Below are 19,464 nucleotides of genomic sequence, written 5' to 3' on the forward strand. Positions count from 1 at the left end.
CGGCGCGAAGCGCCGCAACTCGATTTTTGGGTTTTATGTCCTAAGCAAAACTTACATTGCTATAGCTGGGCGATATTCGGATAAATATAAAACTAAAATCTCATAAAGAAGTGCGGCGCAAAGCGCCGCACTTCTTTATGAGATTTTAGATATATCCCTAAAGTAAATTGATATTTTCTCTGATGGAATTAGCCGAAGCATGTAAAGTCGCAAGTTCTTTTTCATTTAATTGCAACTTGATAATCTTCTCAATTCCTTGCCTCCCTAACTGGACTGGCACACCCATATATATATCCGTCAAATCGTATTCCCCCGTAAGATAGGCGGCAGCAGTCACAATGCGGTGGCGATCGCCCAGAATAGACTCAACCATTAAATAGGCGGCGGCGGATGGTGCAAAATAGGCACTTCCATTTTTTAGTAATTTGACAATTTCTGCACCTCCATTACGTGTTCTTTCCACTAAACTGGCGATCGCTTCTTCAGGTAATAAATCCGTAATGGGTACGCCATTTATCGTCGAAAATCGCGGCAAAGGAACCATCAGATCCCCATGTCCTCCTAATACCATCGCCTGAACATCTGATGTAGAAATACCTAAAGCCATAGCAATAAAGGTTTGAAATCTTGCCGCATCGAGAATTCCCGCCATCCCAATGACCCGATGGGCTGGTAAATTACTCACTTTCCAAGCCAGATAGGTCATCACGTCTAGGGGATTTGTCACCACGATCAATATCGTGTTAGGAGACAAGGGGATGATTTTGGAGACTATATCCTGCACGATCGCCCCATTCATCCGCAATAAGTCATTCCGACTCATGCCTTCTTTGCGAGGCAAGCCTGCGGTCAAAACAATAATGTCGGAATCCTTTGTGTCGCTATAGTCATTAGTTCCAATAATTTGGCGATCGTGATTGGCGATCGCACTGGCTTGCATCAAATCGAGGGCAAGTCCTTGGGGCTTATCTTCCACAATATCCACCAAGACCACATTGGCGAGATTGTTTTCCACTATCCGCAACGCTAATGTGCCGCCTACTTGACCCGTGCCAACAATAGTAACTTTAGGGGATTGATAAGCTCGATCTTGGATTGATGTGAACATAAAACTGACTAAAAACTAGTTAAAACTTGATGGTACGTCGATGGGCGGCTACGGATTCTACTAAGCCGATCGCCATGAAATTGGCAATTAAAGCTGAGCGTCCATAACTAAGCCAAGGAAGCGGAATGCCTGTCACGGGAGCGACATTAATATTCATGCCGATATTGACAAAAGTTTGAAAAAGCACAAAGGCAAAAACGCCAATGGCTAAGAGAGAACCAAAGTTATCCCTCGCATTTACGGCAATGACCAATAAGCGCCAGCAAATTCCCACAAACAGCAACAACACACATATACAACCAATAAAGCCAAATTCTTCGCCGATCGCGGAAAAAATAAAATCAGTATGTTGCTCAGGAATAAAATTTAACTGGGTTTGCGTACCCTTAAGCCAGCCCTGTCCCCAGAGCTTACCCGCACCGATCGCAATTCGGGATTGAATGACGTGATAGCCTGCTCCCAGTGGATCTTGGTTGGGATCAATGAATAGGAGTAAGCGTCTTTTTTGATAATCGTGAAGAATATTCCAGAGCAAGACTCCTGCCTGACCCGATACTAAATTGACCACTATCGCAATCACCGTACTAATAATGCGAAACCAAGGTAGAGAAACCCAAGCCGCCACTCCCATCAGGATTACCCAGACAATCCATGCGGGTAAATACAAAGAGAACAATACGGCGGAAACAATGGGCGAAAAAATTAGTAATAACCACCCCAAGCTTGCCCCAGCCCAGTACAACATTCCAATCGTAATGGCGGCAAATACTAGGGCTGTCCCTAAATTAGGCTGCAAAAAAATTAAGATCCAAGGCGGCAAAGTTACCCAAGCAACTTTAAAGGCATCAATAGGATTTTGAATTGGGCGATCATGCATTACCGCCGCCAGAGAGATGATGATGCCCACCTTGGCAAATTCTGACGGCTGAATGTTAAATCCGCCGATGGTGATCCAGCGCTCCGCTCCCAGAGCCGTTGTGCCGATCGCTAGTACTAAAACCAAAGAAATATTTGTGATTGCATAGGTAACCCAATGCAATCGTAAGAGGCGATCATAATGGAAGCGGGCGATCGAAAACATCGCAATTAAGCCCACTACACCCGTTACCCAATGTTGCCACCATTCAGTGCGTCTAGTACTAAAGTCGGAACTGTAGATGGCAATACCACCTAAAATCGTCAATAAAATTGGAAATACCAACAGTAATGCATCGGCATCCCGCCACTCGCGCTTGATATTTTCCCAATTTGGCAGTTCTAAACCTTTTACGATCATAAATTCCTTACTAGAATTTTGAGTTGTGCATTACTCACCTAATCATAGCAATCAACCTAAACCCAGTGAAATTTTTGAAGGGGGCGCGAAGCGCCCCCTTCAAAAATTTCACTGTACTTTTTTATGCAAGCAAGCAAATAATTCTCTAACTGTAATCTGGATTTCTTGAGCAAATATTGGTACTGGAATCAAAGCCTCTGGGTCATCAAACACTTCGATTTCTTGTTTAGGGCGATAAACCAATACAGTCTTTTCGTGGGGATAGAGGAGCCAGCCCATTTGGGTGCCATGTTTTAGGCAATGCAAGATATTTTTGGTGACTCTTGTATGGCTTTGATCGGGTGACAAAATTTCTATAGCCCAATCTGGGGCGATCGCAAAAGTATTTGATATTTCTCCATCATCATCACTAGGAATCCGATCCCATACAAAAATAGCGATATCAGGAACAATGGAGCGATCGCCAAAGGTGCAGCGTAATTCTGGAAAAGCCCAAGCGATATTTTGTAATTTCAAAGTACCATTTATGGTAGATACAAGCTCACCTTGTAAAGTGCTGTGTTTTCCTTTGGGCATAGGTTTCTGGATAATCTGACCAGCAATATATTCACAAGCAGGCTTGACTTCTGGCTGTTGCAGAAACTTAGCTAAAGTGACTGGCTTGTTGACAATTTTTACCATTGTTATTTTTGCAGTACTAATACTCCCATCATGCCATTGGCGATCGCATAGTGGGTTGCTTGACTAAAACCTGAAGCCTTAGCGAGGTTTACCTGTTCTGCACCGATGGGAAATCTTGCCAAACTGGGCGCGATATAGGCATATTCTTCGGTCATCGAAAAGCGATCGGCGAGGGGGACAACGATTTGATCAAGATAAAAACTTTGAAAAGCTTGCATCAAGCGATCGCTCGGACGGTGAAAGTCTAAAATTGCGGCTCTAGCGCCAGTTTTTAGCACCCGATGTAATTCGGCTAAGCAACGAGGAATATTCGATACATTACGTAAACCATAGGCGAGAGTTGCGCCATCAAAGCTATTTTCGGCAAAGGGCAAACTTAAAACATTGCCCTCTTGCCATGTAAGGCACTTTTGAATTTTAGGTAAGTAGCATTGAGATTTGATGGCGGCGATCGCCAAAAGCTCCTTAGAAAAGTCCAAACCAATCACCTGTCCAGTCGGTGCAACTTTCTGCGCTAACAACGCCGTCATGTCACCAGATCCACAACAAAGATCGAGCCATGTTTCTCCCTGTTTAGGTTCACACCACAGCAGAGACATTTTTTTCCAAACTCGATGCTGACCTAAGCTCAGCAGGTCGTTAAAGCGATCGTAAACGGGAGCAATGCGATCGAAAATCTGTTGGATATCAGTTTCCGAAGGTTGAGACATTTTGTTACCTAATTGTTATACGAACCACAAGAAATTTTATATAGCTGCGGTCACTTGCATTAGAACAAATCAAAACCCAAGAAGCGAGTTGCGGCACGAATCGCCGCAACTCGTCTTCTGGTTTTGTGTCCTAACAGGTCTAGCAACAGCTAGAAAAGTGCTGCGAAGTAACACTTTTCTAGCTGTTGCTAGACCTGTAAAGCTGCGCCCCGTAGGGGCGTAACTTTACAGGTTTTGGCAATTTATTTTGCACAAGCATTTAAAATTCCTTGGTTTGGGTTTTGGACGCAAAGCGCTATAAAACTTATAGAAATGATCATAAACCCAGAAAGTGAGATGCAGTAAGAAATACCGCTATTTAACTTTGTTGCTTTGAATAAATTATTACGCACAATCGCTGACTGAATCAATAAGCGTCAGCTTTGGCATCATGCGACAATGTCATACTAGAGATATTGGTAGCAAAACATTTGCCTAACTATGCAAAAACTTTGGTCTAGTCGAAGCAAGCGATCGCAACCATTGCCGCCAGAAGATCAAGATGTATCTTCTTCAGCACCTCAGGATGAGTCTGATGATGGATCTCAGGAAGTCGCCGTTAACTCTAAACAGGATTCGCCAAATACAGCGACAAATATATCGACAAATACAGCCATAGAGCGATGGTCAAATCTTTGGGAAGCCTCAGCAGGTTGGTTATTGTTTGCTTTGGGGATCGGTGGTGTAGTTGTCGTCGCCATCTTCGGCTTACAGTATTTAACTGCACCTGAGTCAACTCCAGACAGCAATCTGGCTTGCAGAGCTAAATTAACAGGTGATTGGCAAACCCCCTTTGGCAAGATCTCTCTAGAGGAAAAGTCTGGGGATCAAGTATCCGCCAAGTATGAATATACTAACTTTGAGCGTGGTCGAATCAATGGGGAATTCACAGGAAAATTGCGAAACAATGTGATTACCTTTGATTGGCAAGAAAATGGCGATCGACCAAATAATTCACAGACAAAACAGCAAGGCAAAGGGATTCTGATTTTTAATGAAGGTTGCAAGGAATTTTATGGTAGCTACGGTACAGGCGATAGCACCAATAATTTCGGTAACTGGCAAGGTTCACGTATGTCAAAATAAAAGACTGTAATTTTTGGGAGAGCTTTGCAAACCAATTTTCTCTAAAAAATTACTATATAAACTCGTACTACCATGACCGTTAATCCTCATCTGCTAATTCTCGAAACTAGTGCTATTTTGCAAACGGATATCCATACTTGGAAGGAGATCGCGAAGCTAGGTAATTGTTGGTTACCAGAAATAGTTGCGAAAGAGATCAAGAATATCGCTGAAGGAAAAGCCGAAGGAAATGAGTCAGTAGCAAGACAATTTCAAAATATCCAGTCCCAATTAAATTGGCAAATCACCCCCATTGTTGGTAGACATCCTGACTTAGTTTTAAAGACTAGCCAAAACCTAAGCCGTAAGGCAAAATTAAATCTAACCATTGCTAAAAGTGCAATTGGGATTGCTAAAGCCTATCCACATCAACGAGTCATTTTGATCGCTGATGAGATATTATTACGCGATCGCATTAGCCAATTGAATTGCCAAAATCTCTGTGCAATACCTTCAGCGATCGCTCGACAATGGGCTAAAACCAATAAACTGCCGCCAATTGTTCAAAAATTAGTCACTCAAGAAGGTAATGACCCAGATAATACGGAGTTAGCCTATGAGCTAAATGCAAATTTGAATGCAAAATCATCAAGTCCATCTAACCTCGTAGATAGAGATAGCCAGACCTCTAGCCCATCATCCAATGCAAAGCCTAAATTTAACTATAGACAAATCGCTCTAAGTCTTATGAAATTTGGCATAACCGCAACATTTATAGTTACAGTTTTATTGGTTGGATGGCGGCTAGTTCAGCCCCAACAATTTCAACAGTTCTGGAAAAAAACTGGTTTACCGCCTCTACCTAAAACAATCATTGAACCAATTCAGCCCAATAAAACTTAAAACTCCCTTCATAAAACAATCCGAAAATTATAGATATAGTTGAAAAACAGGGCGGCAAATTATGGAAATTGGCGATACTAAATCAGAATCATTTGAACTAATTGAAAAACTTAACGAAATTGGTATTGCGCTTTCGGTTGAGAAGAACACGCCAAAATTGTTAGAGATGATTTTGAAAGGCGCAAAAACCATTCTTAATGCTGATGCTGGGACACTTTATCTGGCAACTGAAGATAAGAAGTATCTTCAGTTTGAAATTATGATGAATGATTCCCTTGGAACTCTTTTAGTTTCTAAGCCAGAGGAACCGATTCCTTTTCCTGCTTTACCGTTATATGACCGAGTAGGTAACCCCAACACCACTATGGTCGCCGCCCATGCAGCGCTCTACAAAAAGACGATTAATATCCCTGATGCCTACATTGCTGAAGGCTTTGACTTTGCAGGTACTAGGGCTTTTGATACCAAAACAGGTTATCGATCGCAATCTTTTTTAACCTTGCCCATGCTCAATCACGAGAACGAGTTAATTGGGGTATTGCAATTAATTAATGCCAAAGATCCCAAAACTGGCAAAATCACGGAATTTTCTAAGGTCGCTCAGCGCATCGCCGAGTCCCTCGCCTCACAAGCGGCGATCGCTTTAACTAATAACAAATTAATTGGTCAATTTCGAGAACTATTTGAATCTTTTATTAATCTAATTTCGGAGGCGATCGACAAAAAATCTCCCTACAACGGCAAGCATTGTCGCCGCGTCCCTACCTTGACGATGATGATTGCGGATGCCGCTTGTAAAGCTGACTATGGAATTTTTAAAGAATTTGATCTCGATGAGGATGAGCGCTACGAACTTAAAATTGCAGGTTTGCTGCATGATTGTGGGAAGGTGACAACGCCTGTCCATGTCATCGATAAGGCGACTAAGTTAGAAACGATTTTTGATCGTATTCATGGGATCAATACTCGCTTTGAAGTCCTCAAACGGGATGCAGAAATTAATTTTCTTAACCAAAAAATTGCGGCGATCGAATCTGGAAATCTGTCAATAATTCCCGATTTAGAGAACGAATTTCAACAGAAACTCGTCCAATATTCTAGCGATCAAGATTTTCTCCGCATCTGTAATATTGGCGGTGAATTCATGAGCGATGAATACAAACAAAGATTAAGAAAAATAGCAGAATATCCTCACAATTGGGTTAGTCATGAAAAAGATAATGACGGCAAAGAGAAAAGTAAGGTAGAAACTACTTTTCTGAGCGAAAATGAAGTGTATAACCTGAGTATTGCTAGAGGAACATTGACCGCAGAAGAGCGTAAGGTGATCAACGATCATATTGTGGTTACGATTGAAATGTTGGAACAGTTACCATATCCCCGCAATCTGCGCCGTGTACCAGAATATGCAGGTGGTCACCATGAACGGATGGACGGCAAAGGTTATCCAAGGGGACTCACTCGCGAACAAATGTCTCTTCCCGCCCGCATGATGGGTATTGCTGATATTTTTGAGGCTCTCAGTGCCAACGATCGCCCTTACAAAAATGGCAAAACTCTTACGGAATGTTTGCGTATCCTTGGAAAGATGAAGCTAGATAGTCATATTGATCCCGATCTTTTTGATTTATTCGTCAGTGAAAAGGTTTACTTGCGCTATGCCCATGAGTATCTCGATGCCAAGCAGATTGATGAAGTAGACGAAAATGATATCCCAGGCTATACTCCACCGTTTGCTTATTTCTTTGGCACTACTTAAAACCTTGATTTTGTATTTATTTATGTTTGCTCAGTTTCGCTCTCAATATCCACAGGGACGCATCCAGACCGAGATGCTTCCAAAAATAGATGGTCTCCATGCATTTAGGGCGATCGTTTCTCAAGGTGACGACATCATGGGGACGGCTACGGCTGTTGATAGTGATTTAGAAATTGCTGAAGATCGAGCTATCAAGAGAGCTTTAACGATCGCAGGTATTTCTTTTGATAATAGTTTTGATAGTAGCTATGGTAGCTATGGTGGGCGATCGCCGATTTTAACTCAGGTTTCGCGAGAAACTTCAGCGGTTAACTCTCTCCCTTCCGCAAACTTTAATCCTGTGGCTAATTTGAGCGCTGGACATAGTGAAAGACCCGCAATGACCCATACAACCCATACTATTCAATCCGAACCAGCGATCGAATATGCAGGGGAGTATGCGCCTGAACCGAATTTTCACTATGGGGCTGAGCCAGAAATCGAACCTCCTACTCCCTACAGCGAGCCTGTGGTAACCGATCCTAAGCCTTCAGCCCCTCAACTATCGGCGGAACCTGTGGATCTATCTGACGCGATTTCTAAAATAGATGTGGAAATGCAGCGCTTAAGTTGGACGAAAACTCAAGGTCGAGACTATTTAGTCCGCACCTTTGATAAGAAATCACGCCAACAATTAACTAATGATGAGCTATTACAATTTCTGAGCCATTTAAAGTCTCTACCCACACCCCATAGACAATCTAGCTCAGCTAATGACGATTTCTTCTAAAATTATGGATGATTAATACCTTTTCGTCGCTAAATACTGCAAAGTCATGGAAACTCCCAAAACCTTGGGCTACGCTCAGCCAGCCGAATGGCAACCTCATCGTGCTTGTTGGCTAGCATTCCCCAGCCATCGCGACCTCTGGTTAGAATATTTGGATATTGTCCAAGCCGAATTTGTTGCCCTTGCTAAGGCGATCGCCACTTCCGAAAAGCTAGAGATCCTCGTCTTAGAAGAAACTGCCGCTTTAGCAAAGGAACTTCTCGGCGATTTGCCAGTGCGCTTTCATCAAATTCCCTTTGGCGATATTTGGATGCGCGATATTACACCCATCTATCTGCAAAATGCGGAAGGGAACTTGGGCGCTTCGCATTTTCAATGGAATGGATGGGGCGGCAAATATATGCTCGAACATGACGATCGCGTAGCCGCCAATATTCTCAAGGCTATTGATATCCCCACATTTAAATTTGATTGGGTACTTGAAGGCGGGGCGATCGAGGTAGATGGAGAAGGAACTTGTCTAACGACTAGGCAATGCTTACTTAATCCCAACCGTAATCCTCAGATGAACCAAGAAGCTATTGAAACAGGCTTAAAAACGGCTTTAGGTTTTGAAAAAGTTTTGTGGATTGAAGAAGGCTTGCTCAATGACCACACCGACGGGCATATTGACACGATCGCCCGCTTCATCGCACCACATACGGTTATGTGTATGCAACCTACGTCTGAAGATGATCCTAACTATCGCGTTCTCAATGATATTGCGGCTCAATTGGAAGCAATGACCGATGCTAAGGGAAGAAAGCTAGATGTAGTTAAGATTCCTTCGCCTAGTCTTATTCTTGATGATGAAGGGGAAATTATGCCTGCGAGTTATCTCAATTTTTACATCTCCAATGATAGTGTGATTATTCCGATCTATGGCTCTCCCAATGACGATCTTGCAGTTCAAGAAATCGCTAAGCAGTTTCCCAAACGTAAAGCGATCGGGCTTTCTGCAAAGCATATTCTCTTAGGTGGTGGAGCATTCCATTGCATTACCTGTCATCAACCTCTTTAAATGAATATCGCCCTCACCCCCCAGCCCCCTCTCCCATTAAGGGAGAGGGGGAGCAAGACGAGTTTCTTGTTCCCTCTCCCTTAATGGGAGAGGGGCTAGGGGTGAGGGTCTTGTAAGCTTTCACGTAACATCAAAATTCAGATAAAAAAGGAAGAAAGATTTGCACGAAGTGCGAATCTTTAATACATAAAAAATTAAAATTACTATGTCATGGATAGAACTGAGCCTTGATACTACTAACGAGGCTGTAGATTGGGTTTGTACATTACTCGCAAATGCGATCGCCGCCGAAGATATGCATATTGGCGAATATCGCGATCGCGATCCCAAATGGACATATACCATTCAAATATATCTCGCAGAAAATGCCCAAATCCATCAACGGATAGAAGCGATCGCTAAAATTTTGACACCCCTCCATCGCACGGGTATGACCAGTGAGTTACAAACCTTTATCATTGATCAAAAGCCTGAAATCTCTGCCGGATCAAACCTCAATAATTCTTTAATACGACGCATCGGCGATCGCTTTGTTATTCTCTCAAGTGAATCGAGGGATCTGCCTAAATATCAAACCCAGAACCCACAGGAAATTTTGCTCTATCTGCAAAATAGTCTCGCCTTTGGCAGTGGACTACATCCTGCGACGATCCTGAGTTTGCGCTTTCTAGAACGCCATATTCAACCGAATATGCATACCCTCGATCTTGGCTCAGGCTCAGGAATTCTCAGCGTCGCCATGGCTAAGCTAGGAGCAAAGGTGCTTGCCATTGATAACGATCGCCTAGCGGTTGAGGCTACTCAAGACGCAGTGGAGCGAAATCAAGTTACCAATCAAGTCACGGTCACCTGTGGGAGCCTTGGCAGCGCTAGTGAATTGGGGCATTGGATGGGCGGTGACACCGTTGCCGATGATGTCCCCGCGATCTCCGCTAATGGCGAGTTTGATCTTATCGTGGCAAATATTTTTGCAAGGGTGCATATTTCCCTTGCCCATGATTTTTATCAAGCTTTACGCAGAGACACCTCTGCAATCTTAATCACCGCAGGCTACACCAGCGATCGCGAAGAAGATCTTATTTCTGCGATGGGTGAGGCGGGATTAGTGGTGGGCGATCGCGAACAAATTGATGAATGGCTAGCGATCGCTTTTCGGAAATAAATTAAACGCAAGAGATTTGCGACGCAAATCTCTTACCCCTAATAGCAAGCTTTCACCATCAAAAATTTGAATCTTTATTTGAATCGTAGAACTCCAACTAGAGACATAATATAAGGATGGTAATGCAGTCTTTCTAAGAAAAATTTATGCAACGCGATTCTATAGTACGTATTCTTCGTCCCGAATCGTACTGGTTTCAAGAGATTGGCACAATAGTCTATATAGATAAAAGTAATAGAAAGACCCCAATCGTAGTTCGATTTGATAGAGTTAATCTTGCGGGTGATAACATTTCCAACTTTAGTCTAGATGAATTGCTAGAAATCGCCCCACCAATTAATCAAGCCCCCCAAGAGCTTTTATAGAAAGATAAGTTTCGTTTAACCCAAAAGATGAGTGGCAGCGCGAAGCGCCGCCACTCATCTTTTGGGTTAAATAATAAATTTTAAGAATCTTTAAGGAGCTTTACAAAGATTTTTAAAACTTATTTTGACCACAACGGCTTGCATACCTTACATGGACTTACCCATGGACTTTACTGGTAGCGATCGCTACTCTCAAAACTAGGGTCACTTACTTAGACTGATGCTAAATTACCAGTGGTTATGTCACTGTAGAGAAATATATAGAGGAGTTGGAGGATATATGGTGTATACGCCTTTGATTGGTTTTACTCTATTTGTAACCTTGTTGCTAGGAGTCGCTTTCATGCTGAGCTATTTTTGGTGGGCGGATCGCTACAAAACGCCCGAAGTAATCGCTGCGGAGGTGATGCAATTTTCGGAACAGTTTACGAATGCTTTGTCTGTTTTTGCCGTAGGAATGTTAGCCTTTGGCATCATGCTAATATTCCTCAATTTTTCCATTAGATAAATAAAGGCGGCTCTCAGAGCCGCCTTTATTTATCTAATGACTGTGGCGCACGCGCAGCGTGCGCCATAGTTTTTTTGTTTTTATATTTAATTGTGCTTAATTGCGCCCAGATGCTTATTCTACAGAAAACCAACCGCTCCGCCTAATAAAACGCACATTCCTGCGATCGCTAGGGGGTGGATGATTAAAGACCAAATATTGGGAATTTTAATCCCTGCAAAGAGGGGAAATACTAAATGGGCGATCGCGGCATTTACTACTAGAAATATGAAAGCCCAGAGAGGAATTAATCGCAAATTAAATCCCGCTAATACAATCCACACAAAAGTGTTAGAAACTGCAACTGTCCCTACACCCTGCACCCATGCCATGCCTGACTCGATAGGGCGTTCAGGAGACATCCACACCAGTCCCAACCAAGTCAACGCAGCCAATAGCCCACAGGCGATCGCATCAAAGAAAAATTGCATATATTTGCGTATTATTCAATACGGGCAGGGATACCTTGGCGGCGTAATTGCTCAATCCGTTGCTGAGCAGCATTTGCATCACGATAAGAACCTACTTGCACCTGACCATCACTAGGACGAACAAACGCATCTCGTTCAACCTGTTGAGCGCTTGCTGCATAGCTATTTTCCACAACTACGCGATAGCTACTAGCTACAGGTATAGATGCAGGTGCAGAGGATAAAGGGGCGGCATACTTAACAGAGGTACGTGGAGCAGATGGTGCAGCACTAGTTGCGGCACTGGGGGCAACATACGTTGGACTTGGAGCCGCCGAAGTTCTCGTGGAGCTAGAAGAACGTGGGGTTGAGTTCCGTGGCTCACTGTAATTATTTGACCTAGTCGGGCTATTAGAAGCGGGAGCTTCATAGCTTCTATTCCTTGAAGGAGAGGGATTATAGCTTCTTTCAATAGGAGCTAAAGCTGGAGGCAGTGGCGCAACTGCTAACGGAGGCAGCGAGGTGGATGGGACTGTTCGCAATGGTGCTGTAGGCACAAAAGTACTGCTACTAGGCACAAATAGGCTCGATGAATTAGAGGATTTAGTCGAGGGGCTAGCAAAAAGACTTTTGTTATTAGATCCCTTAGTATTTTTACTATTTTTTAAGCTATCAGTCGTTAGATTAGTGGTTTTATCCCCCGCCAAAGGCACAAACGATAGGGATGAATCCTTGGCTTGTTGCTGATTTTGTAAATTAATATCACTACCTAAATCTTCACCCACTTTTTCGGTTTGAGCAGATTTAGGTTTTTGATCGGGCTTAAATAACTTCATCACCCCCGCAGGATCTACTAGTAAATAGCCGATCGCTGCACTAGAGCAAAGTAACAGTAGTAGAGAGATGATGCCAACGGGGTTCAGCAAACTACGGAGAGCGCTTTTTTCTAGAGGTGCTTGGGGTACGGATACATTTTGATGAGCTTGCTCTTGATAGTTCTCTTCGTATTGATTTGCGTAGTCGTTGGCAAAGCTCTGTAAGGTTTCATCGTCATCAAGAGCAGGTACTTTTGCCATCATTGGCTCATTAATACCCAGACCATTACTGGCATAGCCATTCATTGGCTGAGCGTAGGACGCATCACTGGGATTATGACGATCGCTTAAACGCTCAAAAGCATTAAGCCCATCGTTATTAAACCCGTCATTATTTAGCTCGCTCTGTAGCCCACTATTATGTAGCCCACTATATTTATGTAATTCTGCTGCCGATAAATTAATAGATGGGGCTAAGTTTGCCTCTCCCAATGGGGGCATTACAGGCATTTGAATAGTACGGCGATCGCTGTTAGAACTTTCGGTAACAGGAGTTAGCGGTGAAAGCGCATCCGATAAACTTGGCGAAGTCCAAATTGATTGGGTGGATATGGCGCGAGGTCGAAAAGGATTGAGATAGGAAATGGTTTGACCATTTTCTTGCCAGTGGCGGTAGCGATCTAGCTCGTCATTGAGGCTTGCATCCAGCCCAGTCAAGGCAGTTTGCATTACTGAGGACTGAGCGATCGCAGGTAAATATTCAGTCTCTGATTCAGTGACTTTTTTGGAAGAAATAGTTGGGGAGATGGTGGGACTCAATGTTTGCATAATCTTTACCTCAGGCAAGAACGGCGGGTTGAGCTAGGTAAATGTCTCGGATATCGGCGGGCAGAGCATCTTCTAGGGCGCGATAGGCTCTAATTAGAAGTTGTTTAACATCACTAGCAGAGATGTTTTCGCCTTCAGCGTGTAAATAGGCGGCGATGCGGGTGTGACTCCACTGAAAAGTCTGAGATAGCAATAGAATCAGACGTAAGTTACCCGCCATTTGATTCAGGGCTTGGTTAAGATAGCACCAAAATACGGGCGGTGTATCTTTAAGTGAATATTGAATTTCTTCAACGGGTGGTACTTCCGCCCGATTAATCATCATGGCGGCAATATTAATCAGCCAACTTTGCAAGGATAGACGCGGATTAGTTACCCGCAAGTCTAGCGCCCGCATTTCGTGATAGATGTATTCCCAAGTTTTGACAAATAAATAGTCAGACTGCACTGGCGATCGCGTTGCCGTGCCAATCAGGGTATACAGCACTTGTCCATAGCGACAAAAGATCGCGGCGAAGTATTGACCCTCTTCAGGATGACGTTGGAATAACGTCACGAGTTCGCGATCGCTTTTCTGGAAAAGCGCCTGAATCTTGGGATGATGAATTTCAGGAAGGGGGGGAAGCTGCACGGTCACGGCTATTGCTAGCTCACTTTTTAGGTTTTCAAATTTGATGCACACATACTAGCAGCAAAGTATGATAATGCAACCCGTAGTTCGTACTAAATAGGAAGTATTTCTATGAAGGTTGATGTACATAAACTTCCTCAAAATAGTCCTGACGATATTTCTGCTCTCGATGCAGCGATCGCTACGGGCAAGATTTCGCCCCATGATATTGTGGCAATTATGGGCAAAACTGAGGGGAATGGTTGCGTTAATGACTTTACGCGAGGTTTTGCTGTCCAGAGTTTGCAAGCCTATTTAGGTAAAATTATTGGGCAAGCGCAAGCTGCGGCGATCGTCTATGTGATGTCTGGCGGTACGGAGGGCGTGCTTAGTCCTCATTTAACGGTTTTTACTAGCCAAGACTCACAGCCCGCTCAACCAAAACGCATGGGCTTAACTTTGGGCGTAATCCATACCCGTGATTTTAGTCCTGCGGAGATTGGCTCCCTCGTAATGGTCGAGGAGGTGGCAGAGGCAGTGACCAAGGCGATCGCGGCTGCCGGGCTGGCTCAAAAGGATGTACATTTTGTGCAGATTAAATGTCCCCTGATTACTAGTCGCGATCGCCAGTTATTGACGGATGAGAAACAGTTAGGCCTCAGTACAGGAATAAGTAAAGCCGTAAGTAGTTATCAATCCATGGGCTATTCCCGTGGAGCTTCAGCCTTAGGAGTAGCCGTTGCTTTAGATGAAATTCGCCTTGAAGATATCAAAGCTGAGGACATTTGCCAGAATTATGACTTGTATTCGAGCATCGCCTCGACATCGGCGGGGGTAGAGTTACGCAACTGTGAAATTTTAGTCATGGGCAATTCACCTCAATCAACCAGCGATTTTGTAATCGGTCATAGTGTGATGCAACATGCTTTGGATGTGCAGGCGATACATCAGGCGATCGCCGTCACAGGGCAACCGATCGCTCAAGTAGTAAATATATTTGCTAAAGCCGAAGCCGATCCGACGGGGGCGATCTTGGGACGCAGACACACGATGATGGATGACTCGGATATTAATCATACCCGCATGGCGAGGGCTGTAGTCGGAGCCGTAGTTGCTTCGATTGTGCAAGATCCGATGGTTTATGTGTCAGGTGGTAGTGAGCATCAAGGTCCCTCAGGTGGTGGACCAGTTGCGGCGATCGCTGCGATCAAGTAAAAAAATGGCTTTGCCATTTTTTTACTTCACAATTTCGTTGCGATCGCTGTCTCGCCAAGGAGTTTCGGCAAAACTAATGGACTTAGTTTTGGGTAACCCCCACTTATTGACCAAAGTTTGTAATACGAGATCCTGCGATCGGTGAAAAGCATCGATATCCCCTTCCCCACGATTGACGATCGCAAACCAGATCGCCCCATTTTGCTGAGTTTGGACAATCCCCGCAAGGGCGCTCACATCAGACAAAGTACCAGTTTTAACGATCGCTCCCTTAGGCATTTTGCGACCTTCAATCGTGCCGCAATTACAATCGCTCATCGGGTAAAGATCGGCAAGGGTTAAGCCTTCTAATTGGGCGCGATTATGCACCGCCATAAGAATAGCCACACTTGCGCGTGGCGATATTTGATTAGCTTGTCCTAAGCCTGAGCCGTTAATCAACCTAATTTCCGAGAGCGGCACTTCAGCAGCATTGGCGGCGATCGCGGCGACTTGTTTACCACCGCCCAATTGGGAAGCCAACATTTCTGCCATTTCATTATTGCTAAAGGTATTCATCCGCTTCAGGATTTGCCAAAGCGGTAAGGAACTGTGGCGAATTAAGGGTTTGCTGGAAATATTAGCGCTAGATAGATCAGGAACTATTCGGGCATTGCCCAAAACGACTACTTGGGGCTTAGGAGTTCCCACAGGCATCTTGGCGTATTGTTCAGCTACTTCGCCTTCCCATCGATTACTGTCAAAAGCTAAGCGAAGGAAAGCCGCCGCTTCTTGTAGATTTGTTTCAAAGTTCATTGCAAATCTGCCCGTAACGATCAGATTGCCTTGAATCCGTTTGATCCCCAATTGATTGAGTTTATTGCCCAAGGCGATCGCCTCTTCCCACACAAAAAATGGATCGCCGCCACCCTCAACAATCAAATCGCCTTTCAAGGTATCACCCACCAACTTGCCCGTAGTGCTGATATTGGTAATAAAGCGATGATTAGATCCCCATATTTGCAAAGCCGCTAGGGTCGTAGCGCTTTTGGTGAGTGAGGCGGAGGGCAAGGGACGGGTTGCCAATCGTCCCGAGGCGATCGCACCATCGTGGGATTGAATCCACACGCCCTGATCGGGATTAGTTAGCCCCGCTTTGCTTAACTCACTGAGCATGGTGGCGATCGCTTGTTTCGCAACGGGATCAGGTGTAGCCTCAGCGATTGACTCGGCGGCTAAAACTGGGCGAGTTGCATAACTCATGAGCGATCGCGGCACGGTGGCAACCTCTCGACCATCGAGGGCTTGCGTTGAAACCGATAACAGTAAGGCGCTAGCTAAGCTCCACATAGTCATTTAGTAACCCACAAAAAATTTATAAGTTAAGGATGAACTGTGATTCGCACAGTTCATCCTTACAGCTGAGAAATTTAGCGCAAAGCGCTGTAACTATTTATTCAAACATGGCTTTTTCGAGTTGTTGCAAAGCAATTTCTAAATTGTCGTTGACAATGGTGATATTAAATTCATTTGCAGCCGCTACTTCCAACTCGGCATGGTGTAAACGCTTCACAATTTGTTCTTCACTATCCGTGCTACGTTGACGCAGACGATTTTCTAATACTTCCATTGAAGGCGGCGCAATAAAAATTCGCTTTGCACTCGGAAAAGTCTGGGCAACCTGTCTCGCCCCAGCCAATTCAATTTCTAAGAGGACAATTTGACCTAAGGCGATCGCCTGATCAATAGGTGGCTTGGGCGTACCATAGAAATTTCCCGCATATTCAGCCCATTCGAGAAACTCCCCTGCATCACGCTTCCCCTCAAACTCCTCACGGCTCCAAAACAAATATTCTCTCCCATGTTCTTCTCCAGAACGCGGGGATCTCGTAGTCGCAGATATAGAAAAGAGAATGCGATCGGGATGGCGTTCCAGTAGCTTTTGCAATAATGTGCCTTTTCCCACGCCACTGGGACCCGTAACAACAATTAGTTTACCTTCGCTCAACGTTTCGTAAATCCCTATAAAGTTTATGGCTATTAATTTCTAGCACTATCTACTCCTAGTCTATAACCTAAATGATTAATTATTAAAATCCTTGCTTAGCAAGGATTTTAATAATTAATCATTAGGTAAAGATTAGGTTAATCAGTAGCGCCTTCTTTACTAATCACAAAGCGATTGGCAACAGTTTCAGGTTGAATTGCGGATAAGACCACATGACTGGAATCCGTCACAATTACAGCCCTTGTTCTCCTTCCGTAGGTAGCATCCACCAACTTACCATGCTCACGGGCATCACTAATGATGCGCTTGATCGGTGCAGATTCGGGACTCACAATCGCCACAACTCGGTTTGCTGAAACAATATTACCAAAGCCGATATTGATGAGCTTAATATCCATAATTTTATCGACCAAAAATCGATTTAGAGGTTGTTTAGAGGTGGTTTAGCTTAATTTTTGTAGGTATTATTGCATTATCCTATAGAAATGAATGACTAAGACATATTTTGTCACGTATATTAACAGATTTACCGACAATATGAGATTTTAAAGCTTCTATCTAACAATGCTATTGCATTGGTGTGATTAGATGATTGGAGAGAGTGGGTTCCAAAGTAGTACACTTTCTCCAATCATTTAAATCTTTAATTTTAGATTTTTGTTTCAATTAATATACAAACTAATGTTCACATTCATACTAAGTAGTCTAAAAACTTCAACAAATCAATTTGTTTACTATAAACTCAAAGAGCAATAACCCAAAGAATTGGGGCAAGGAGTTACTGGTCTTAGATAAATTGTAAAAATATTTGTTTTGTAAAGATTTTTATTATTCTTCTTTTAATTCATAGGTATTTATAACGATACAGACCAACTTCAGGTAAATATATCCGTAGAAATTTACTTACTATAAATTTCTAAAATTCTTTAAAAGATTTTTATATATAAGTACAAATATCTATTAATTAGAAGACTTATACAATTAAGTAAGAAGACTTAATATAGCAGTCCTAAATGAGCTATCAGAAACAGCCGTTTATAATAAGTGGCTTAAGTCCCTTGCCTTTCTCATAAATCCAATAGGATTGCTATAGCTAACTCTAAAGGTAGTTCCCAATTCAAAAGTAAAATTATTATGTCCGATGCGATCGCCAAATCTTCAACTCCATTTTCCCCTCAAGCAGAGTCTTCATCTTCTGCTCAAAATGATCCTGATTCACTGATTAGAAATGTGGTGATTATTGGCTCAGGTCCCGCAGGTCATACGGCAGCTATTTATGCGGGACGCGCTAATTTACAACCACTAGTATTTGAAGGCTTTCAAAAGGGTGGTATTCCCGGAGGACAGCTAATGACGACCACGGAAGTAGAGAACTTTCCCGGATTTCCCTCTGGAGTGATGGGAGGTCAGTTAATGGCGCAGATGAAAGAACAGTCTGTAAATTGTGGAGCGGAATTGATCATGGAAGATGTCGTTTCTGTGGATTTTCGCGATCGCCCATTTACGATCCAGTCCACATCACACACCGTGAAAGCCCATAGCGTCATCATTGCTACGGGTGCGATCGCCAAAAGATTAAATTTGCCCAGCGAAACCAAATACTGGAATCGGGGAATTTCCGCCTGTGCCGTTTGTGATGGCGCGGCTCCGATCTTTCGGGGCGTAGAATTAGCCGTAGTTGGTGGTGGGGATACGGCTGCCGAGGAAGCGATTTTCTTGACTAGATATGGCTCAAAGGTGCATGTCTTAGTAAGAAGCGATCGCCTCCGAGCCAGCAAGGTAATGCAGGATCGGCTCTTGAGTCATCCTAAAATTATGGTGCATTGGCATTCGCTCCCCATTGATGTTTATGGAGAAGAGATTGTTCAAGGAATTAAGATTCGTGATGCGATCACTAATGAGGAACGTGATCTCGCTGTGGGTGGACTTTTTTATGCGATCGGGCATACACCAAATACGGATTTATTTGTAGGACAGATAGACCTTGATGAAAATGGATACATCATTACCAAGGGAAAATCTACAGCCACCAATGTCGAAGGCATTTATGCCTGTGGAGATGTCCAAGATCATGAATATCGCCAAGCCATTACAGCCGCAGGTACAGGATGTATGGCGGCTTTAGAAGCTGAGCGTTGGCTTTCCGCAAAGCTTG

Annotated in this window: 19 protein-coding genes and 1 pseudogene; 10 read left to right on the forward strand and 10 right to left on the reverse strand. The window is 43.6% G+C overall.

Annotated features, from left to right (window positions below):
- Positions 1-157 precede the first annotated feature (157 nt).
- The 4 genes from mdh to ubiE form a co-directional block, all read right to left on the reverse strand.
- Entirely contained in the window at positions 158-1,108 is a 951-nt protein-coding gene (mdh, locus tag H6F42_RS06465) for a malate dehydrogenase (protein ID WP_190398541.1), read from the reverse strand.
- A gap of 19 nt (positions 1,109-1,127) precedes the next feature.
- On the reverse strand, positions 1,128-2,384 hold the full coding sequence (gene rodA, locus H6F42_RS06470) for a rod shape-determining protein RodA (RefSeq protein ID WP_190398542.1): 1,257 nt from the start codon (positions 2,382-2,384) through the stop codon (positions 1,128-1,130).
- A gap of 108 nt (positions 2,385-2,492) precedes the next feature.
- Positions 2,493-3,065, reverse strand: coding sequence for a Uma2 family endonuclease (locus H6F42_RS06475; RefSeq protein ID WP_190398543.1), 573 nt, complete (start codon positions 3,063-3,065; stop codon positions 2,493-2,495).
- Between the two features lie 2 nt (positions 3,066-3,067).
- Positions 3,068-3,775 carry a bifunctional demethylmenaquinone methyltransferase/2-methoxy-6-polyprenyl-1,4-benzoquinol methylase UbiE gene (gene ubiE / locus H6F42_RS06480; RefSeq protein WP_190398544.1) on the reverse strand — a complete coding sequence of 236 codons (708 nt, stop codon included), beginning with the start codon at positions 3,773-3,775 and terminating at the stop codon, positions 3,068-3,070.
- A 480-nt stretch (positions 3,776-4,255) separates the two neighbouring features.
- Here ubiE and H6F42_RS06485 point away from each other — a divergent pair, with 480 nt between their 5' ends.
- The 8 genes from H6F42_RS06485 to H6F42_RS06520 all read left to right on the forward strand — a co-directional run bounded on the left by H6F42_RS06485 (position 4,256) and on the right by H6F42_RS06520 (position 11,405).
- Complete coding sequence (locus H6F42_RS06485; protein ID WP_190398545.1) at positions 4,256-4,900, forward strand: hypothetical protein; 645 nt, start codon at positions 4,256-4,258, stop codon at positions 4,898-4,900.
- A gap of 72 nt (positions 4,901-4,972) precedes the next feature.
- On the forward strand, positions 4,973-5,782 hold the full coding sequence (locus H6F42_RS06490; protein ID WP_190398546.1) for a PIN domain-containing protein: 810 nt from the start codon (positions 4,973-4,975) through the stop codon (positions 5,780-5,782).
- A gap of 61 nt (positions 5,783-5,843) precedes the next feature.
- Positions 5,844-7,541 (forward strand): HD domain-containing phosphohydrolase, encoded by a 1,698-nt coding sequence (locus tag H6F42_RS06495; protein ID WP_190398547.1) that lies wholly within the window; start codon positions 5,844-5,846, stop codon positions 7,539-7,541.
- Positions 7,528-8,310 carry a hypothetical protein gene (locus H6F42_RS06500; protein ID WP_190398548.1) on the forward strand — a complete coding sequence of 261 codons (783 nt, stop codon included), beginning with the start codon at positions 7,528-7,530 and terminating at the stop codon, positions 8,308-8,310. Before H6F42_RS06495 ends, H6F42_RS06500 begins: the two co-directional genes overlap by 14 nt.
- A gap of 46 nt (positions 8,311-8,356) precedes the next feature.
- The gene (locus H6F42_RS06505; protein ID WP_190398549.1) at positions 8,357-9,370 is read left to right on the forward strand and encodes an agmatine deiminase family protein; all 1,014 of its coding nucleotides are present in this window, start codon (positions 8,357-8,359) and stop codon (positions 9,368-9,370) included.
- Between the two features lie 205 nt (positions 9,371-9,575).
- Positions 9,576-10,532, forward strand: coding sequence for a 50S ribosomal protein L11 methyltransferase (locus H6F42_RS06510; protein WP_190398550.1), 957 nt, complete (start codon positions 9,576-9,578; stop codon positions 10,530-10,532).
- Positions 10,533-10,678: 146 nt separating this feature from the next.
- Positions 10,679-10,897 carry a photosystem I reaction center subunit IV gene (locus tag H6F42_RS06515; protein WP_190398551.1) on the forward strand — a complete coding sequence of 73 codons (219 nt, stop codon included), beginning with the start codon at positions 10,679-10,681 and terminating at the stop codon, positions 10,895-10,897.
- 280 nt (positions 10,898-11,177) lie between these two features.
- Entirely contained in the window at positions 11,178-11,405 is a 228-nt protein-coding gene (locus H6F42_RS06520) for a hypothetical protein (RefSeq protein WP_190398552.1), read from the forward strand.
- Between the two features lie 119 nt (positions 11,406-11,524).
- Here the strand turns inward: H6F42_RS06520 and H6F42_RS06525 are convergent, their stop codons facing one another.
- From H6F42_RS06525 to H6F42_RS06535, 3 genes are read right to left on the reverse strand one after another with little or no spacing between them, the layout of a single operon-like run.
- Positions 11,525-11,875: a hypothetical protein gene (locus tag H6F42_RS06525; protein WP_190398553.1), complete on the reverse strand. Its 351-nt coding sequence runs from the start codon at positions 11,873-11,875 to the stop codon at positions 11,525-11,527.
- Positions 11,876-11,886: 11 nt separating this feature from the next.
- Entirely contained in the window at positions 11,887-13,497 is a 1,611-nt protein-coding gene (locus H6F42_RS06530) for a hypothetical protein (protein WP_190398554.1), read from the reverse strand.
- A 10-nt stretch (positions 13,498-13,507) separates the two neighbouring features.
- A complete protein-coding gene (locus tag H6F42_RS06535; protein WP_190398658.1) occupies positions 13,508-14,128 on the reverse strand; it encodes a sigma-70 family RNA polymerase sigma factor in 621 nt (206 codons plus the stop codon).
- A gap of 111 nt (positions 14,129-14,239) precedes the next feature.
- On the opposite strand from H6F42_RS06535, the gene H6F42_RS06540 reads away from it, so the two are divergent.
- Entirely contained in the window at positions 14,240-15,322 is a 1,083-nt protein-coding gene (locus H6F42_RS06540; RefSeq protein ID WP_190398555.1) for a ring-opening amidohydrolase, read from the forward strand.
- Between the two features lie 21 nt (positions 15,323-15,343).
- On the opposite strand, the gene H6F42_RS06545 is transcribed toward H6F42_RS06540, so the two are convergent.
- From H6F42_RS06545 to H6F42_RS06555, 3 genes are all read right to left on the reverse strand, one after another.
- Complete coding sequence (locus tag H6F42_RS06545) at positions 15,344-16,657, reverse strand: D-alanyl-D-alanine carboxypeptidase (protein ID WP_190398556.1); 1,314 nt, start codon at positions 16,655-16,657, stop codon at positions 15,344-15,346.
- 97 nt (positions 16,658-16,754) lie between these two features.
- Positions 16,755-17,309, reverse strand: a complete 555-nt coding sequence (gene gmk / locus H6F42_RS06550; protein WP_190398557.1) for a guanylate kinase — start codon at positions 17,307-17,309, stop codon at positions 16,755-16,757.
- A gap of 137 nt (positions 17,310-17,446) precedes the next feature.
- Positions 17,447-17,707 carry a DUF370 domain-containing protein gene (locus H6F42_RS06555; protein ID WP_009629073.1) on the reverse strand — a complete coding sequence of 87 codons (261 nt, stop codon included), beginning with the start codon at positions 17,705-17,707 and terminating at the stop codon, positions 17,447-17,449.
- Positions 17,708-18,527: 820 nt separating this feature from the next.
- Here H6F42_RS06555 and trxB point away from each other — a divergent pair.
- Positions 18,528-19,460 (forward strand): annotated as a pseudogene (trxB, locus tag H6F42_RS06560) (thioredoxin-disulfide reductase); the annotation flags it as partial.
- Positions 19,461-19,464 lie beyond the last annotated feature (4 nt).

The organism is Pseudanabaena sp. FACHB-1998, assembly GCF_014696355.1.
Lineage (GTDB): Bacteria > Cyanobacteriota > Cyanobacteriia > Pseudanabaenales > Pseudanabaenaceae > Pseudanabaena.